Genomic DNA, 14,654 nt, shown 5'->3' on the forward strand with positions numbered 1-14,654 from the left:
AACCGCGAGCGGCGGCCGCTGCCGCGGCGCCGGCCGATTCGCCGCTGCCGGCCGCCCGGATCGGCCGCGCTGCTGCGCTGCCCGCGCGAGACCGCGCCGTTCCGCCCTGGCGCCTGCGCGCGACGGCGCATACGCTGGACGGCGCGCGCGACCAGTCCAGCGCGTCGCGCCGCGGCCATGACGTCCGGCCCCTGCCGTTGCGCGGCCAAGCCGCTATCGTCATGGTGCCACCCAAGGAGACCTGCGCCATGCTCGAGATCCGCGACCTGTCCAAGACCTACGCGAACGGCGTCCAGGCGCTCAAGAGCGTCGCGCTCGACATCCCCAAGGGCATGTACGGCCTGCTCGGTCCCAACGGCGCCGGCAAATCGACGCTGATGCGCACGATCGCCACGCTGCAGGACGCCGACAGCGGCAGCGTCCATCTCGACGGCCTCGACGTGCTCGTCGAGAAGGACGAGGCACGGCGGCGCCTGGGCTACCTGCCGCAGGAATTCGGCGTCTACCCGAAGGTGCGCGCCGAGGACATGCTCGATCATTTCGCGATCCTCAAGGGCGTGGTCGACCGCAAGCAGCGCAAGGAAGTCGTGCAGGGCCTGCTCAAGCAGGTCAACCTCTGGGACGCCCGTGCACGCAAGCTCGGCGGCTTCTCCGGCGGCATGCGCCAGCGCTTCGGCATCGCCCAGGCGCTGATCGGCCAGCCGAGCCTGATCATCGTCGACGAGCCGACCGCAGGCCTCGATCCGGAGGAGCGCAACCGCTTCCTGAACCTGCTCGCCGAGATCGGCGAGAAGGTCGTGGTGATCCTGTCCACGCACATCGTCGAGGACGTCACCGATCTGTGTCCGCGCATGGCGATCATCGCCGGCGGCCAGGTGCGCCTGACCGGCGAGCCGCACGAGACGATCCGCTCGCTCGACGGCCGGGTCTGGCGCAAGACCGTGCGCAAGCAGGAGCTGGAAGCGATCCAGGCCAGCCATGTCGTGTTGTCCACGCGCCTGGTCGGCGGCCAGCCGGTGATCCACGTGCTCAGCGACGCCTATCCGGGCGACGGCTTCGAGGCGGTCGCGCCGGATCTGGAAGACGTCTACTTCGGCGAGTTGCGCCGCCAGGCCGCGCCGGTCGCGGCCGCGGCCTGAGGACGCGCCGATGCTCGGACATCTCCTGCGTTTCGAACGCCGCCTGCTGCTCGGCAGCGGCCTGTTCTGGATCGTCGCCCTGGTCTACGGCGCGATCGGCTTCGGCGCCATGGCGTCGGACAACGTCAGCTTCGGCGGCGGCGTCGGCAACGTGCTGCGCAACGCCCCGGCCGTGGTCGTCACGCTGCTCGGCGCGTTCAGCGTGATCAGCGTGCTGCTGGCGACGATCTTCGTCGGCGGCATCGCGCTGCGCGACTTCGAGCAGCGCACGGCCGAGCTGTTCTTCGTCACGCCGATGAAGAAGCGGGACTACCTGCTCGGCCGCTTCGGCGGCGGTCTGCTCGCGGCGATCGGCATCATGCTGATGCTCGCGCTCGGTCTTTGGATCGGCTCGATGATGCCGTGGCTGGACGCGACGCGGCTGGGCCCGACGCCGTGGACCGCGTATCTGTGGTCGTTCGTCGTGCTGGTGATCCCGAACCTGCTGTTCGTCTCGGCGCTGATGTTCCTGCTCGCGACGGCGACCCGTTCGATGCTCTACACCTACCTCGGCGCGATCGCGTTCTTCGTGCTGTGGCAGATGTCGGACTTCCTCACGCGCGACCTCGATTCGCGCTGGATCGCCGCCCTGGTCGATCCGTCCGGCAGCAACGCGATCTACGACCACATGCGCTACTGGTCCAGCGCCGAGCTCAACTCGCGCCTGCCCGAGCTGACCGGCCTGCTGCTGGCCAACCGCGCGCTGTGGCTCGGTATCACCGCGCTGCTGCTGATCGGCGCGTTCGCTCTGTTCCGCGCCGACCGCGAAGGCCTGGTGCTGCGCCGGCGCAAGCAGGCCGAGGCCGCCGCGCCGGCCGCCGCCGCGCGTGTGCCGCTGGTGCCGGTCGCGCTGCGCACCGACCGCGCCGCGCAGTGGAAGCAGTACCTTCACCAGGCCGCGTTCGACCTGCGCGGCGCGGTGACCGGCGCGCCGTTCATCGTGATGCTGCTGCTCGGCCTGCTGCTGACTTTCAGCGTGCTCAAGTTCAGCGGCGTGATGTACGGCACCGAGCTGTACCCGGTCACGCGGCAGATGCTGTCGACGCTGAGCGGCAGCCTCAACCTGTTCCTGGTCATCGTCGTCACGTTCTACGCGGGCGAGCTGATCTGGCGCGAGCGCTCGATGCGCGTATCGGAGGCGACCGACGCCTTCCCGGCGCCGAACTGGGTGCCGCTGGCCGGCAAGCTGACCGCGCTGCTCGGTCTGATCGTCGTGCTGTTCGCGGCCGGCGCGCTGTTCACGATCGGCTACCAGATCGCCAGCGGCTACACGACGATCGAGCCGCTGCTCTACGTCAAGGGCATCGCGCTGGAGATCGTGCCGTTCGTGCTGATGGCGGTGCTGGCGGTGTTCCTGCAGGTGGTCAGCGGCAACAAGTTCGTCGGCTATCTGCTGATGATCGTCTACCTCGTCAGCCGTTTCGCGATGACGATGTACGACTTCGACCACCTGCTCTACCGCTACGGCAGCGCCTCGCGCACGCCGTACTCGGACATGAACGGCTACGGCCACTTCATCGGCCCGCATCTGTGGTTCCGCGCGTACTGGGCCGCGTTCGCGGTCGCGCTGCTGGCGCTGGCGGCGGCGTTCTGGCCGCGCGGCACCTCGCTGGCGTTCCGCGACCGCGTGCGCGAGGCGCGCGCGCGCCTGCGCCGCGGCCCGGGCCGCTTCGTGCTGGCCGGCAGCCTGGTCGCGTTCGTCGCGCTCGGCGGCTGGATCTTCTACAACACCAACGTGCTGAACCGCTACGTGCCCGGCGATCTCGCCAAGGAGCGCAGCGCCGAGTACGAGAAGACCTACCGCCCGTTCAAGGACCTGCCCAAGCCGCGCATCACCGCGATCCGCGCCGACGTCGACATCGATCCGGCCGAGCGCAGCGTCGCGATCCGCGGCCATTACCGTCTCGTCAACGAGACCGCCGGACCGATCGCCGAACTGCACGTGGCGATCGACCCCAGCGTGCAGGTCGACCGGCTCGAGTTCGCGCCGCACGGCGTCGTCAAGACCGACGACGTGCACGGCTACACGATCTACCGCCTCGACACGCCGATGGCGCCGGGCGCGGCGATGGATTTCGCGTTCGACCTGCGCTTCGAGCCGCACGGATTCCCGCTCGACGGCGGCGATACCCAGGTGGTCCACAACGGCACGTTCTTCAACAACATGGCGCTGCCGCAGTTCGGCTACAGCGAGGGGCGCCAGCTGACCGACCGCAACGACCGCCGCAAGTACGGCCTGCCGGACCTGCCGCGCATGCCGAAGATCGACGACGAGGCCGCGCGCGCCAACACCTACATCAGCGACAGCGCCGACTGGGTCGACTTCGAGACGGTCGTGTCGACCGCGCCGGACCAGATCGCGCTGGCGCCGGGCTATCTGCAGCGCGAATGGACCGAGAACGGCCGCCGCTACTTCCACTACAAGTCCGAGGCCAAGCTGCTGCCGTTCTTCTCGTGGCTGTCGGCGCGCTGGGAGGTCAAGCGCGACACCTGGAACGACATCCCGATCGAGGTCTACTACGACGCCAAGCACCCCTACAACGTCGATCGCATGATCGAATCGACGAAGAAGTCGCTCGACTACTTCACGCGCAACTTCTCGCCGTACCAGTTCCGGCAGTTCCGGATCCTGGAATTCCCGGGCTACTCGAGCTTCGCGCAGGCGTTCGCCGGCACGATCCCGTATTCGGAATCGATCGGCTTCATCGCCGACCTGCGCGACCAGGAGGACATCGACTACGTGTTCTACGTGACCGCGCACGAGGCCGCGCACCAGTGGTGGGCGCATCAGGTGATCGGCGCCAACGTGCAGGGCGCCACGATGCTGTCCGAATCGCTCGCGCAGTACTCGGCGCTGATGGTCATGGAGCACGAGTACGGCCCGCAGAAGATGCGCAAGTTCCTCAAGTACGAGCTCGACCGCTATCTGATGAGCCGCGCGACCGAGCGCGTCGAGGAGCTGCCGCTGGCACTCAACGAGAACCAGGACTACATCCACTACCGCAAGGGCTCGGTCGTGTTCTACGCGCTGCGCGACATGATCGGCGAGGACACGCTGAACGCGGTGCTGGCGCGCTTCCTCAAGGACAAGGGCTTCCAGCAGCCGCCGTACACGACCACGCGCGAGTTCCTCAGCTACCTGCGCGAGGGCACCGATCCGAAGGTCCACCGGTTCATCGAGAACTTGTTCGAGAAGATCACGTTCTGGGACAACCGCGCGGTCGAGGCCGATGCGGTCAAGCGCGAGGACGGCAAGTACGCGGTCACGCTGAAGCTGCGCTCGGCGATGCTGCAGACCGACGGCAAGGGCGCCGAGACCGAGGCGCCGCTCGACCAGTGGGTCGACATCGGCGTGTTCGCGCGACCGCCCGGTGGCAAGGAGTCCGACGAGCGCGTGCTGTATCTCCAGAAGCATCACGTCACCGAGCAGGACACCACGCTGGAGCTGATCGTCGACGAACTGCCGTACGAGGCCGGCATCGACCCGTACAACAAGCTGGTCGACCGCAGCTCCGAGGACAACCGCAAGCGCGTCACGGTCAAGTGACCGGCCGGCCGCGGCGGCTGAATCGCTGCCGCGGCCGCATCGGGACCGACATTCCCCCGCAACCGGCGGTCGGCTAGGATGCGCGCATCCCCGCCGCGATACCGCCCATGCGCTCCCTGGCCGTCGTCGTCCCCGCCTACAACGAAAGCGAAGGCCTCAACACGTTCCACGACCGCCTCGCCGCGGTCTTCGACGGTCTCGACGGTCTGGCCTGCTCGGTCCTCTACGTCGACGACGGCAGCCGCGACGACACCTGGCAGGTCATGGAGGCGCTGCGCATGCGCGACGCCCGCGTGGCGACGCTGCGGCTGTCGCGCAACTTCGGCAAGGAGCTGGCGCTGACCGCCGGCCTCGACCACGTCGAGGCCGATGCCGTCGTCGTCATCGACGCCGACCTGCAGGATCCGCCGGAGCTGATCCCGACCTTCATCACGTACTGGAACGAAGGCTACGACGTCGTCTACGGCACGCGCGCCTCGCGCGCCGGCGAGACCGGCCTCAAGAAGCTGACGTCCTCGGCGTTCTACCGCGTCATGGACCGCCTCAGCCAGACGCCGATCCCGCGCGACACCGGCGATTTCCGCCTGCTGTCGCGGCGCGCGCTGCAGGCGCTGTCGCAGGTGCGCGAGCGCCAGCGCTTCATGAAGGGCTTGTTCACCTGGGTCGGCTACCGGCAGAAGGCGGTCGTCTACGACCGCGATCCGCGCTTCGCCGGCCAGAGCAAGTGGAACTACTGGCGGCTGTGGAACTTCGCGATCGACGGCATCACCTCGTTCTCGAGCGCGCCGCTGAAGATCGCGACCTACTTCGGCTTCACGGTCGCGCTGATCGCGTTCCTGTTCGGCATCTGGGTGCTGTGCAAGGCGATCCTCTACGGCGACCCGGTGCAGGGCTACCCGTCGCTGATGGTGGTGATCCTGTTCCTCGGCGGCGTCCAGCTGATGGCGCTGGGCGTGCTCGGCGAATACATCGGCCGGCTCTACGTCGAGGCCAAGCAGCGCCCGCTCTATTTCATCGACGCCTGGCATCCGCCGCAGGCGGCGGCCGCCGCGGCGCCGGGCACGGCAACCGCTCCGGAGTAGACTGACCGTCTGTTCCGGTCGCGCAACGAGGAGGGCCCATGATCCTGGTCAGGCAACTTCTGAACGAAAAAGGCGATGCGATCTACTCGACCGCGCCCGGCGCGCCGGTGCTCGAGGCGATCCGCACGATGGCCGAGCGCAACGTCGGCGCCCTGCTCGTACTCGATGCCGGCGCGCTGGTCGGCATCGTGTCCGAACGCGACTACACGCGGAAGGTCATCCTCATGGGCCGTTCGTCGGCCGATACCCCGGTCTCGGCGATCATGTCCGCGCCGGCGATCACCGTGTCCTCGAGCGATACGGTCGACCACTGCATGCAGGTGTGCACGCGCAGCCACGTCCGCCACCTGCCGGTGGTTGACGGCGGCGCGATCCTCGGCGTGCTTTCGATCGGCGATCTCGTCAAGGCCGTGATCAGCGAGCAGGCCGAGGAGATCGAGCAGTTGCAGCGCTACATCGCCGGCTGAGCCGTTCGCGGCGCGTATCGGTCGATCCGGATCGGCGCGATCGCGCCGGCGCGGCACGGCGCAGGATCGCCGCCGGCCGAGCCACGCCCCGCCGCGAGCAGCGGCGCCGTGACGAGGGGTTTCAGCGCGGGACCGGCGTACGCGCCGGGATCGCGGTGGAGCGGTTGCGCGTGTAGGTGTAGACGGTCGCCGGCGGCACGTTGATCCAGGCGACCGACCCGCGCCGCGCGCTCAAGCCCAGCTCGGTCAACAGTTCGCGCGAGACCGGACTGGCCGGCCCGTAGGTAAACTGGATCAGGCGCCCGTGCGGCGCCAGCACCGAGAACGCCGAACGCAGGATGTCGCGCTGCATGCCGCGCGACATCGACAGCAGGCCGAGTCCGCTGACGATCGCATCGGCCGGTCCGTGATCGAGGAAATGCGTCTGCGTCGCCAGATCGGCCAGTTCGCGCGCGTCGCCGCGGACCACCTGCACGCCCGGGAAGCGGTGCTGCAGCAGGCGGTGCAGAGCCTCGTTGAGCTCCACGACCATCAGATCGGCGGGCGCGATGCCGTGTTCGAGCAGGGCCCGCGTGAACACGCCGGTGCCGCCGCCGAGCTCGATCACGCGCCGTGCGCCGGCCGGCAGCTGCGAGACCATCGCCCTCGCCAGCTGCTTGCCCGACGGCGAAAACGCCGCCATCGACAGCGGATTCTTGAGCCATTGCCGGAAGAACGTCCAGGCAACCGGCGACTCGCAGGTCGCCGCCGTGGCCTTTCGGCGGAAATGGCTCATGGACGATACCGGCAGGGCGAAGGCCGCATCATAACGTCCAGGCTCGGCTGCAACGCAAGAGGGTACGGCTGGGAGAACAAAAGAAGGCCCCGCGACGATCAGGGGAAATCGTCGCGGGGCCGAACGCCGGACGGCAGAAGGGGGAGGAGCCGTCCGACGTTGAACCTTGAAGCTGCACGATCGAAAGAAATCGTGGCGCCGAGCCTGCCGCATGCGGGCTCCGCCCGCTCAGCGGCCCGCTCAGCGGTCGTAGTAGCGCGCGCGCCGGCCGCCGTAGTCCTCGTCACGCTCGTAGCGGTCGTAATGGCGATCACGGCGGTCGTCATCGACGTAGACGGTGCGCACGACGCGGCGCACGACCGGTCGCTCGTGATAGACCACACCATAGCTCGGGTAGTAGCCGCCGTAGTAGCGCGGCGGCGGATAGTCGTAATACGCGGAGCGATACCGCCCGCCGTAATACGGGCGCGGGTAGGCATTGACGTAGCCGCCCCAGTAGCCGCCGCGATGGCCGTCGACGTAGCTCAGGCCGATGCCCGGGAAGCCGATGCTGACGCCCCAGCCTCCGCCATGATGATGGTGGTGACGGCCGCCGGCCTGGGCCGCGGGCACGCCGATCAGGAAACCGGCCAGCGCGATCGCCACCCACGCCCAGCGCGACCGCTTCGACACCTTCGATACCATGACCGCTCTCCATCCGACGTCTGCAACGGAGCGGATGCTGGGGTCGGCGCGCTGAATGCGCACTGAGTATTAGCGTTCAGAATCGGCGTTCGGAATCAGCGCGTTGTCGTATCAGCCGGCGGCCTCCACGGCAGCGGCCGTGCGCAGCTCGAAACACTGGTGGATGCGCGGATTGCGCGCGAAGTCGAACGGCACCGTCGATGCGGTGATGTCGCGTACCGCCAGATCCGGCAGGGCTGTGGCGTCGAGGCGGAAGCGGCGGTTGTTGTTCGAGAACACGATCAGTCCGTCCGGCGCCAGGCGCCGCGCGCACAGCTGCAGCAGGCGCACGTGGTCGCGCTGCACGTCGAAGTCGTCGGCGCGCTTGGAATTGGAGAACGTCGGCGGATCGACGAAGATCAGGTCGTAGACGCCGCGATCGTGTTCGAGCCATTGCATCGAATCGGCCTGCAGCAGCCGGTGTGCCGGTCCGCCGATGCCGTTGAGCGCGAAATTGCGCGCCGCCCAGTCCAGATACGTCGCCGACAGGTCGACGCTGGTCGTCGCCGCCGCGCCGCCGGCTGCGGCGTGCACGCTGGCCGAGGCCGTGTAGCAGAACAGATTGAGGAAGCGCAGCCCGCGGGGAGACTGGCCGATGCGCAGCCGGATCGGCCGGTGGTCGAGGAACAGGCCGGTGTCGAGGTAGTCGTGCAGGTTGACGCGCAGGCGCAGGCCGCCCTCCTCGACGAGGAGGAACTCGCCGCGCACGTCGTGGCGGCCGTACTGACTGCCGCCCTTGGCACGGTAGCGGGTCTTGATCGCGATCCGCTCGCGAGGCACGCCGAGCGCCTGGCCGGCACCGCGGACCAGTTCGTTGAGGCGGGTGCGCGCGACCGCCTCGGGGATCTCGCGCGGCGGCGCGTATTCCTGCACGTGCAGATACGTCACGTCCGGGCCGCCGGCGTCTTCGGGATGACCGGTATAGAGGTCGATCGCGGCGGCGTATTCGGGCAGATCGGCGTCGTAGACGCGCCAGCAGCCGACCGCCTCGCGCTCGAGCCGCTTGCGCAGATGGCGCGCGGTCTTGGTGATGCGGTTGGCGACGGCCTCGGCGCCCGGCGACAAGGGGGCGTCGCTCGGCGGCCGGTGTGCCGGTTCGCGGCCGAGCGCGAACGTGTAGAGCCGGCACTCGAGCGCGCCGTTGAACAGCGCGTAGCGCTTGTCGGCGCGCAGACCGGTGGCGCGCGCCAGGCCCTCGTCGGACGTGATCAGGGCGAGGCGCCAGCCGTCGAACTCCGCGGTCGCACGCGCGCCGAGCGCGCGATAGACCGGCACCAGGCCCTCCTGACGGCCGATGCGCTCGCCGTATGGCGGATTGGTGATCACCAGACCCGGTGCATCGCAGCCGGCCGGCCGCTCCAGATGCGCGACGTCGCGGCGCGCCAGCTGCACGAAGCCGGCAACGCCGGCCTGCTGCGCATTGCGCTTGGCCTCCTCGAGCACGCGCGGATCGTGGTCGTAGCCGAAGAACCGTGCCGGCAGTGCGGTCAGGCCGGCCTGCGCCCTGGCCTTCGCCTCGGCCAGCAGCCCGGCCCAGGCTTCGCCGTCGTGGGCTTTCCAGCCGAGAAAGCCGTAATAGCGGCGCTGCAGGCCCGGCGCGACGTCGGCCGCGATCCAGGCCGCCTCGATCAGCAGCGTGCCCGATCCGCACATCGGATCGACCAGCGCGCCGCCGGCGGCGAAGATCGCCGGCCAGCCGGCGCGCAGCAGCAAGGCGCAGGCGAGGTTCTCCTTCAGCGGCGCCTCGCCCTGGCCGACGCGGTAGCCGCGCCGGTGCAGCGGCGTACCGGACAGATCCAGCGCCAGCATCGCGCGCTGCTTGCGCAGCAGCAGATTCAGACGTATCGAGGGTTCGCGCGTGTCGACGCTGGGCCGCGCGCCATCGCGGTCGCGGAACTGATCGACCACCGCGTCCTTGACGCGCTGCGCGAGATAGCGCGTGTGACGCAGCGCCTCGCTGCCGCCGTGCGCGTCGACCGCCAGCGTACCGTCGACGGCCAGGTGTCCGGACCAGTCGATCTGCGCGACGCCGTCGTAGAGCGCGTCCTCGTCGGCCGCGTCGAACTCGGCCAGCGGCATCAGGATGCGGCTGGCCAGCCGCGACCACAGGCAGGCGCGATAGGCCGTTTCCAGCGTGCCGTGAAAATGCACGCCGGCCAGCGCCTCGCGCACCTCGCTGGCACCGAGCGCGGCCAGTTCGTCGCGCAGCAGGTATTCCAGACCCTTCGGACAGGTCGCGAAGTACGCCCTCATCGACGCTCGAGCCCGTGCAGCAGGCGCGCGAACGCCTCGGCGCAATAGGCCACGTGCGCGCCGAGGCGGTGATCGTCCGGCACCAGATGCAGCGTGTCGCCGCGCGAGCGCGCGAATGCGATCGCGGCCTCGACCGGGCACAGCTCGTCGTCCCAGGCGTGCACCAGCACGGTCGGCACGCGCGCGGCCTCGAACGGCCGCGGATAGTCCGGGATCGACAGCGGCAGCGCCATCAGGAACAGGGCCTCGGCCGGCCGCCGGCACGAGGCGAAGCCGGACGTGAAAGCGCCCATGCTCGAGCCGGCGAACACGACCGGTCCATTCGCGGGCGCATTGGCCAGCGCGCGCGCGATGCGCTCGTCGATCGCCATCGGATCGCGCGTGGCGTCCAGGTCGCGGTAATCGGGCCGGACGCTGGCCCAGCCGAGCGCCTCGGCGACCTCGGCCAGGGCCGTGACCTTGCTGGCCTGCGGCCCGCTGTCCAGGCCATGGGAAAGAACGACGGTACCTTTCATCGCTGTCGCCGCGTGCAAAGTCGGGCATGCTAACACCCGCAGCATCCTCGCCCCGGATGCATCCCCGACCTGCCGCCCGATGCCCGCCCCGCTCGTCGAAGACTGGCCGATTCCGTATCGCACGCGGCTCGCCACGCGGCCGGCCGAGGCGGTCGACCTCGTCGTGATCCACTGCACCGAGCTGCCGGACATCGCGATGGCGCGCGCGTTCGGCGAGCGCATCCGCTATCCGGACAGCGGCACCGGCGCCTGCGGCCACGACTACGTGGACCGCGACGGCCGCTGCTGGCGCTTCGTCGAGCCGACGCGGATCGCCCATCACGTCGCCGGCCTCAACGAACGCTCGATCGGCATCGAGCTGATCAATCTCGGCCGCTATCCGCACTGGGCCGATTCGCGCCATCAGCGCTTCGAGGAGCCCTACCCCGCCGCGCAGATCGAGGCGCTGATCGGCCTGCTCGAAGACCTCAAGCGCACGCTGCCGAACCTGCGCCGCATCGCCGGCCACGAGGATCTGGACCGGCGCCTCGAACCGGCCAGCGACGACCCGGCGATCGATCTGCCGCGCCGCCGCGATCCCGGCCCGCTGTTTCCGTGGGACGCGGTGCTCGCGGCGACCGGGCTGCCGCGCTGGTACGGCGACTAGCACGCGTGCGGCCGGTGCACCCCGCCGGTCGCGACGCGACCGACGAGCCACGCCCAGCGCCTGCTCCCGACCGCAGCCGATCGGCCATGCCTCGCGCGAGCCGTCACCGGGCCCCGATCACCGGTGCGTTCGCATCGGCGCGACCGGCGCGGCCGCTATACTCGTGGGCCTCATCCGCTGCCCGATCGCTCATGAGCCATACCGTCGTCGCCGAACTCGTCGAGCTGCTGCAGCTCGAACGCCTGGAAGACAACCTGTTCCGCGGCCAGAGCCGCGACATCGGCACGCGCTGCGTGTTCGGCGGCCAGGTGCTCGGCCAGGCGCTGTCGGCGGCGCAGCAGACCGTCGCGCCGGACCGCGCCGCGCATTCGCTGCACGCGTATTTCCTGCGGCCCGGCGACATGGAAGCGCCGATCGTCTACAACGTCGAGCCGACGCGCGACGGCGCCAGCTTCTCGGTGCGCCGCGTCGTCGCGATCCAGCACGGCAAGCCGATCCTGAACGGCACGGTCTCGTTCCACATCGCCGAGGACGGCGTCGAGCACCAGGCCTCGATGCCCGACGTGCCCGACCCCGACGATCTCGATCCGCCGCCGTCGCCGTCGCCCGAGGAGCTGGCCAAGGCGCCGGCCAAGGTGCAGCGCTGGCTGACGCGGCAGGGTCCGTTCGAGTTCCGGCCGGTCTATCCGCGCAGCGATCTGCATCCGCCCAGGCGCCCGCCGTACCAGCCGGTCTGGTTCCGCCTGATCGCACCGGTCGCCGACAGCCCGGTGCTGCACCGCACGCTGCTGGCCTACGCCTCGGACTTCCATCTGATCGGCACGACGCTGTTTCCGCATGGCGTCTCGTACCTGCAGCCGAACGTCACCGTCGCCAGCCTCGATCACGCGCTGTGGTTCCACCGGCCGTTCCGAACCGACGACTGGCTGCTCTATTCGTGCGACAGCCCGACCGCGCAGAGCGCGCGCGGCCTGGCGCGCGGCCAGGTGTTCACGCGCGACGGCCGGCTGGTCGCCTCGACCGCGCAGGAAGGCCTGATCCGCCTGCAGGGCTGACCGATGCGCCAGATCTACACCTCGCCCCGCCACGAGAACGTCCAGCGTGTCGTCGCGCTGCTCCAGTCGCACGGCATCGAGACCACCACGACCAACCGCAGCGACTGGCGCGGCGGCAGCTGGAAGCGCTTCAGCTACAGCGCCGGCGGCCAGAGCCGCGACAGCTGGCCGCAGGTCTGGGTCGTGCGCTCCGACGACCAGGTGCGCGCGCGCCAGATCCTGCGCGATTCGGGCCTGGAGCCGGCCACGCGCTTCGCCGACGAGCTGGCCGCCTCGCGCGGCATCGTCGAACCCGGCCGCCACAATGCGCTGTCCAAGCGCATGAAGCTGGTCCTGCTGGCGCTGATCGGCGGCGTCATCGTGCTGATTGCGCTGAGCCAGCTCGGCCGCTGAACGCCGCCCGGCGCGAACGCGCGCTGAAGGCCGCAGCGGGTGTGTCCTTCGCGGCACGGCGAACGGCTTAGAATCGGCGCATGCGCTCGGATGTCGTCCGGCTGTTCCAGACCCTGCCCCACCGTTGCGGCTATTTCGAGACGCGCAACGCGCAGAACCTCGTCGTCGATCCGAGCGTGCCGCAGCTGGCGCAGATCTACGACCTGGCCCTGACCCGCGGCTACCGGCGCGCCGGCGGCCACGTCTACTTCCCGCATTGCAGCGGCTGCCGCGCCTGCGTCGCCTGCCGCATTCCGGTCGAGCGTTTCGAGCCGGACCGCAGCCAGCGCCGCTGCATCCGCCGCAACGCCGATCTGCGTGCCGAGGTGCTGCCGGCCGGCTATACCGACGAGCGCTTCGCGCTGTATTGCGACTATCTGCGCTCGCGCCATCCCAACGGCGGCATGGACGACGCCACACCCGAGGACTTCGCGCGGTTCCTGTACACCGACTGGAGCCCGACGCGCTTCGTCGAGTGGCGTCTGCACGGCCGCCTGATCGCCGTGGCGGTCACCGACGTCTGCACGACCGGTCTCTCGGCCGTCTATACGTATTTCGATCCCGGCGAGGATGCGCACAGCCTCGGCACGTTCGCGATCACCGAGCAGGTCCGCATCGCGCGGGCGCGCGGCCTCGATCACCTGTACCTGGGTTTCTGGATCGACGGCCATCCGAAGATGGACTACAAGCGGCGCTACCGGCCGCTGCAGATCCTGCGTGCCGGGCGCTGGATCGACGCCGACGCAGCGGCGCCCGCAGCGCCGGGGCACGCTCCGCCGGACGCTACTCGACCGTGATCGTCAGGCAGGCCGCCGCCGCGACGGCCTTGGCGCGCGCCGCCTCGATCGTCCCGGCACGCGCCAGCGTGACCGCCAGGCGGCGCTGTCCTTGCACCTCGGGTTTGCCGAAGATGCGCAGCATCGTATCCGGCTCGGTCAGCGCATCGGCGACGCCGCGGTAGCGGATCGTGCGGCCGTGGCCTTCGCCGAGCACCGCGCACGAGGCCGACGGACCGGCCAGCTCGATGCCCGGAATCGGCAGGCCGAGGATCGCGCGAGCATGCAGCGCGAACTCCGACAGCGGTTGCGAGATCAGCGTGACCAGGCCGGTATCGTGCGGCCGCGGGCTGACCTCGGAGAAGATCACCTCGTCGCCGCGCACGAAGAATTCCACGCCGAACAGCCCGCGGCCGCCGAGCGCCGCGGTGACCGCCGCCGCCTGCCGCTGCGCCTCGGCCAGTGCCACCGCACTCATCGGCTGGGGCTGCCAGGATTCGCGGTAGTCGCCGTCCTCCTGGCGGTGGCCGATCGGCGCGCAGAACGCGGTGCCGCCGACGTGGCGCACCGTCAGCAGCGTGATTTCGTAATCGAACGCGACGAAACCCTCGACGATGCAGCGGCCGCGGCCGGCACGGCCGCCGGCCTGCGCATAGGCCCAGGCCGCCTCGGCGTCGGCCGCCTCGCGCACGACGCTCTGTCCCTTGCCCGACGAGCTCATGACCGGCTTGATCACGAACGGCAGGCCGATCTCGGCGATCGCTGCGCGGTACTCCTCGGCCGTGTCGACGAACCGGTACGGTGAGGTCGGCAGGCCGAGCTCCTCGGCAGCGAGGCGGCGGATGCCTTCGCGGTTCATCGTCAGCCAGGTCGCGCGCGCGGTCGGCACCACCGTGAAGCCTTCCTGCTCGAGTTCGACCAGGGTCGGCGTGTGGATCGCCTCGATCTCCGGCACGATCAGGTCCGGCTTCTCCTGCTCGATCAGGGCGCGCAGCGCGGCGCCGTCGAGCATGTCGATCACGTGCGCGCGATGCGCGACCTGCATCGCCGGCGCGTCGGCGTAGCGATCCACCGCGATCACCTCGACCGCGAACCGCTGCAGCTCGATCGCCACCTCCTTGCCGAGCTCGCCCGAGCCGAGCAGCATGACGCGCAGGGCGGAATCGGTATGCGGCGTGCCGAACGGTTTCATGCGGGTCTCCGGA

Annotated in this window: 13 protein-coding genes; 8 read left to right on the forward strand and 5 right to left on the reverse strand. The window is 69.8% G+C overall.

Features of this window, described 5'->3' with window-relative positions; all coding sequences use genetic code 11:
• Positions 1–248: 248 nt before the first annotated feature.
• The 4 genes from VMR06_RS08515 (at position 249) to VMR06_RS08530 (ending at position 6,274) form a co-directional block, all read left to right on the forward strand.
• Positions 249–1,139, forward strand: coding sequence for an ABC transporter ATP-binding protein (locus VMR06_RS08515; protein ID WP_325375231.1), 891 nt, complete (start codon positions 249–251; stop codon positions 1,137–1,139).
• A 10-nt stretch (positions 1,140–1,149) separates the two neighbouring features.
• On the forward strand, positions 1,150–4,725 hold the full coding sequence (locus tag VMR06_RS08520) for an ABC transporter permease/M1 family aminopeptidase (protein ID WP_325375161.1): 3,576 nt from the start codon (positions 1,150–1,152) through the stop codon (positions 4,723–4,725).
• Positions 4,726–4,832: 107 nt separating this feature from the next.
• Positions 4,833–5,807, forward strand: a complete 975-nt coding sequence (locus tag VMR06_RS08525; protein WP_325375163.1) for a glycosyltransferase family 2 protein — start codon at positions 4,833–4,835, stop codon at positions 5,805–5,807.
• A gap of 38 nt (positions 5,808–5,845) precedes the next feature.
• Positions 5,846–6,274 carry a CBS domain-containing protein gene (locus VMR06_RS08530; protein WP_325375165.1) on the forward strand — a complete coding sequence of 143 codons (429 nt, stop codon included), beginning with the start codon at positions 5,846–5,848 and terminating at the stop codon, positions 6,272–6,274.
• A gap of 121 nt (positions 6,275–6,395) precedes the next feature.
• On the opposite strand, the gene VMR06_RS08535 is transcribed toward VMR06_RS08530, so the two are convergent.
• The 4 genes from VMR06_RS08535 to VMR06_RS08550 form a co-directional block, all read right to left on the reverse strand.
• On the reverse strand, positions 6,396–7,049 hold the full coding sequence (locus VMR06_RS08535; protein ID WP_325375167.1) for a class I SAM-dependent methyltransferase: 654 nt from the start codon (positions 7,047–7,049) through the stop codon (positions 6,396–6,398).
• A 240-nt stretch (positions 7,050–7,289) separates the two neighbouring features.
• Positions 7,290–7,733: a hypothetical protein gene (locus tag VMR06_RS08540; RefSeq protein ID WP_325375169.1), complete on the reverse strand. Its 444-nt coding sequence runs from the start codon at positions 7,731–7,733 to the stop codon at positions 7,290–7,292.
• 111 nt (positions 7,734–7,844) lie between these two features.
• A complete protein-coding gene (gene rlmKL / locus VMR06_RS08545; protein WP_325375172.1) occupies positions 7,845–10,025 on the reverse strand; it encodes a bifunctional 23S rRNA (guanine(2069)-N(7))-methyltransferase RlmK/23S rRNA (guanine(2445)-N(2))-methyltransferase RlmL in 2,181 nt (726 codons plus the stop codon).
• Positions 10,022–10,540 (reverse strand): hypothetical protein, encoded by a 519-nt coding sequence (locus VMR06_RS08550; protein ID WP_325375174.1) that lies wholly within the window; start codon positions 10,538–10,540, stop codon positions 10,022–10,024. The genes rlmKL and VMR06_RS08550 overlap by 4 nt, the downstream gene beginning before the upstream one ends.
• 79 nt (positions 10,541–10,619) lie before the next feature.
• On the opposite strand from VMR06_RS08550, the gene VMR06_RS08555 reads away from it, so the two are divergent.
• The 4 genes from VMR06_RS08555 to VMR06_RS08570 all read left to right on the forward strand — a co-directional run bounded on the left by VMR06_RS08555 (position 10,620) and on the right by VMR06_RS08570 (position 13,470).
• Positions 10,620–11,186 carry an N-acetylmuramoyl-L-alanine amidase gene (locus tag VMR06_RS08555; protein ID WP_325375176.1) on the forward strand — a complete coding sequence of 189 codons (567 nt, stop codon included), beginning with the start codon at positions 10,620–10,622 and terminating at the stop codon, positions 11,184–11,186.
• Between the two features lie 191 nt (positions 11,187–11,377).
• Entirely contained in the window at positions 11,378–12,241 is an 864-nt protein-coding gene (locus VMR06_RS08560; RefSeq protein ID WP_325375178.1) for an acyl-CoA thioesterase II, read from the forward strand.
• A gap of 3 nt (positions 12,242–12,244) precedes the next feature.
• Positions 12,245–12,634 carry a hypothetical protein gene (locus tag VMR06_RS08565; protein WP_325375180.1) on the forward strand — a complete coding sequence of 130 codons (390 nt, stop codon included), beginning with the start codon at positions 12,245–12,247 and terminating at the stop codon, positions 12,632–12,634.
• An 80-nt stretch (positions 12,635–12,714) separates the two neighbouring features.
• Positions 12,715–13,470: an arginyltransferase gene (locus tag VMR06_RS08570; protein ID WP_325375182.1), complete on the forward strand. Its 756-nt coding sequence runs from the start codon at positions 12,715–12,717 to the stop codon at positions 13,468–13,470.
• Here the strand turns inward: VMR06_RS08570 and purT are convergent.
• The gene (gene purT / locus VMR06_RS08575; RefSeq protein WP_325375184.1) at positions 13,457–14,641 is read right to left on the reverse strand and encodes a formate-dependent phosphoribosylglycinamide formyltransferase; all 1,185 of its coding nucleotides are present in this window, start codon (positions 14,639–14,641) and stop codon (positions 13,457–13,459) included. The genes VMR06_RS08570 and purT overlap by 14 nt on opposite strands.
• Between the last annotated feature and the right edge of the window lie 13 nt (positions 14,642–14,654).

Source organism: Dokdonella sp., assembly GCF_035511235.1.
Lineage (GTDB): Bacteria > Pseudomonadota > Gammaproteobacteria > Xanthomonadales > Rhodanobacteraceae > Dokdonella.

Excerpts from the sequence above, each read along its gene's own strand:
- VMR06_RS08555 (WP_325375176.1), top strand. The coding sequence starts at position 10,620 with ATGCCCGCCCCGCTCGTCGAAGACTGGCCGATTCCGTATCGCACGCGG.
- VMR06_RS08570 (WP_325375182.1), top strand. The coding sequence starts at position 12,715 with ATGCGCTCGGATGTCGTCCGGCTGTTCCAGACCCTGCCCCACCGTTGC.
- VMR06_RS08535 (WP_325375167.1), bottom strand. The coding sequence starts at position 7,049 with ATGAGCCATTTCCGCCGAAAGGCCACGGCGGCGACCTGCGAGTCGCCG.
- VMR06_RS08560 (WP_325375178.1), top strand. The coding sequence starts at position 11,378 with ATGAGCCATACCGTCGTCGCCGAACTCGTCGAGCTGCTGCAGCTCGAA.
- VMR06_RS08550 (WP_325375174.1), bottom strand. The coding sequence starts at position 10,540 with ATGAAAGGTACCGTCGTTCTTTCCCATGGCCTGGACAGCGGGCCGCAG.
- rlmKL (WP_325375172.1), bottom strand. The coding sequence starts at position 10,025 with ATGAGGGCGTACTTCGCGACCTGTCCGAAGGGTCTGGAATACCTGCTG.
- VMR06_RS08530 (WP_325375165.1), top strand. The coding sequence starts at position 5,846 with ATGATCCTGGTCAGGCAACTTCTGAACGAAAAAGGCGATGCGATCTAC.
- VMR06_RS08520 (WP_325375161.1), top strand. The coding sequence starts at position 1,150 with ATGCTCGGACATCTCCTGCGTTTCGAACGCCGCCTGCTGCTCGGCAGC.
- purT (WP_325375184.1), bottom strand. The coding sequence starts at position 14,641 with ATGAAACCGTTCGGCACGCCGCATACCGATTCCGCCCTGCGCGTCATG.
- VMR06_RS08565 (WP_325375180.1), top strand. The coding sequence starts at position 12,245 with ATGCGCCAGATCTACACCTCGCCCCGCCACGAGAACGTCCAGCGTGTC.
- VMR06_RS08525 (WP_325375163.1), top strand. The coding sequence starts at position 4,833 with ATGCGCTCCCTGGCCGTCGTCGTCCCCGCCTACAACGAAAGCGAAGGC.
- VMR06_RS08540 (WP_325375169.1), bottom strand. The coding sequence starts at position 7,733 with ATGGTATCGAAGGTGTCGAAGCGGTCGCGCTGGGCGTGGGTGGCGATC.
- VMR06_RS08515 (WP_325375231.1), top strand. The coding sequence starts at position 249 with ATGCTCGAGATCCGCGACCTGTCCAAGACCTACGCGAACGGCGTCCAG.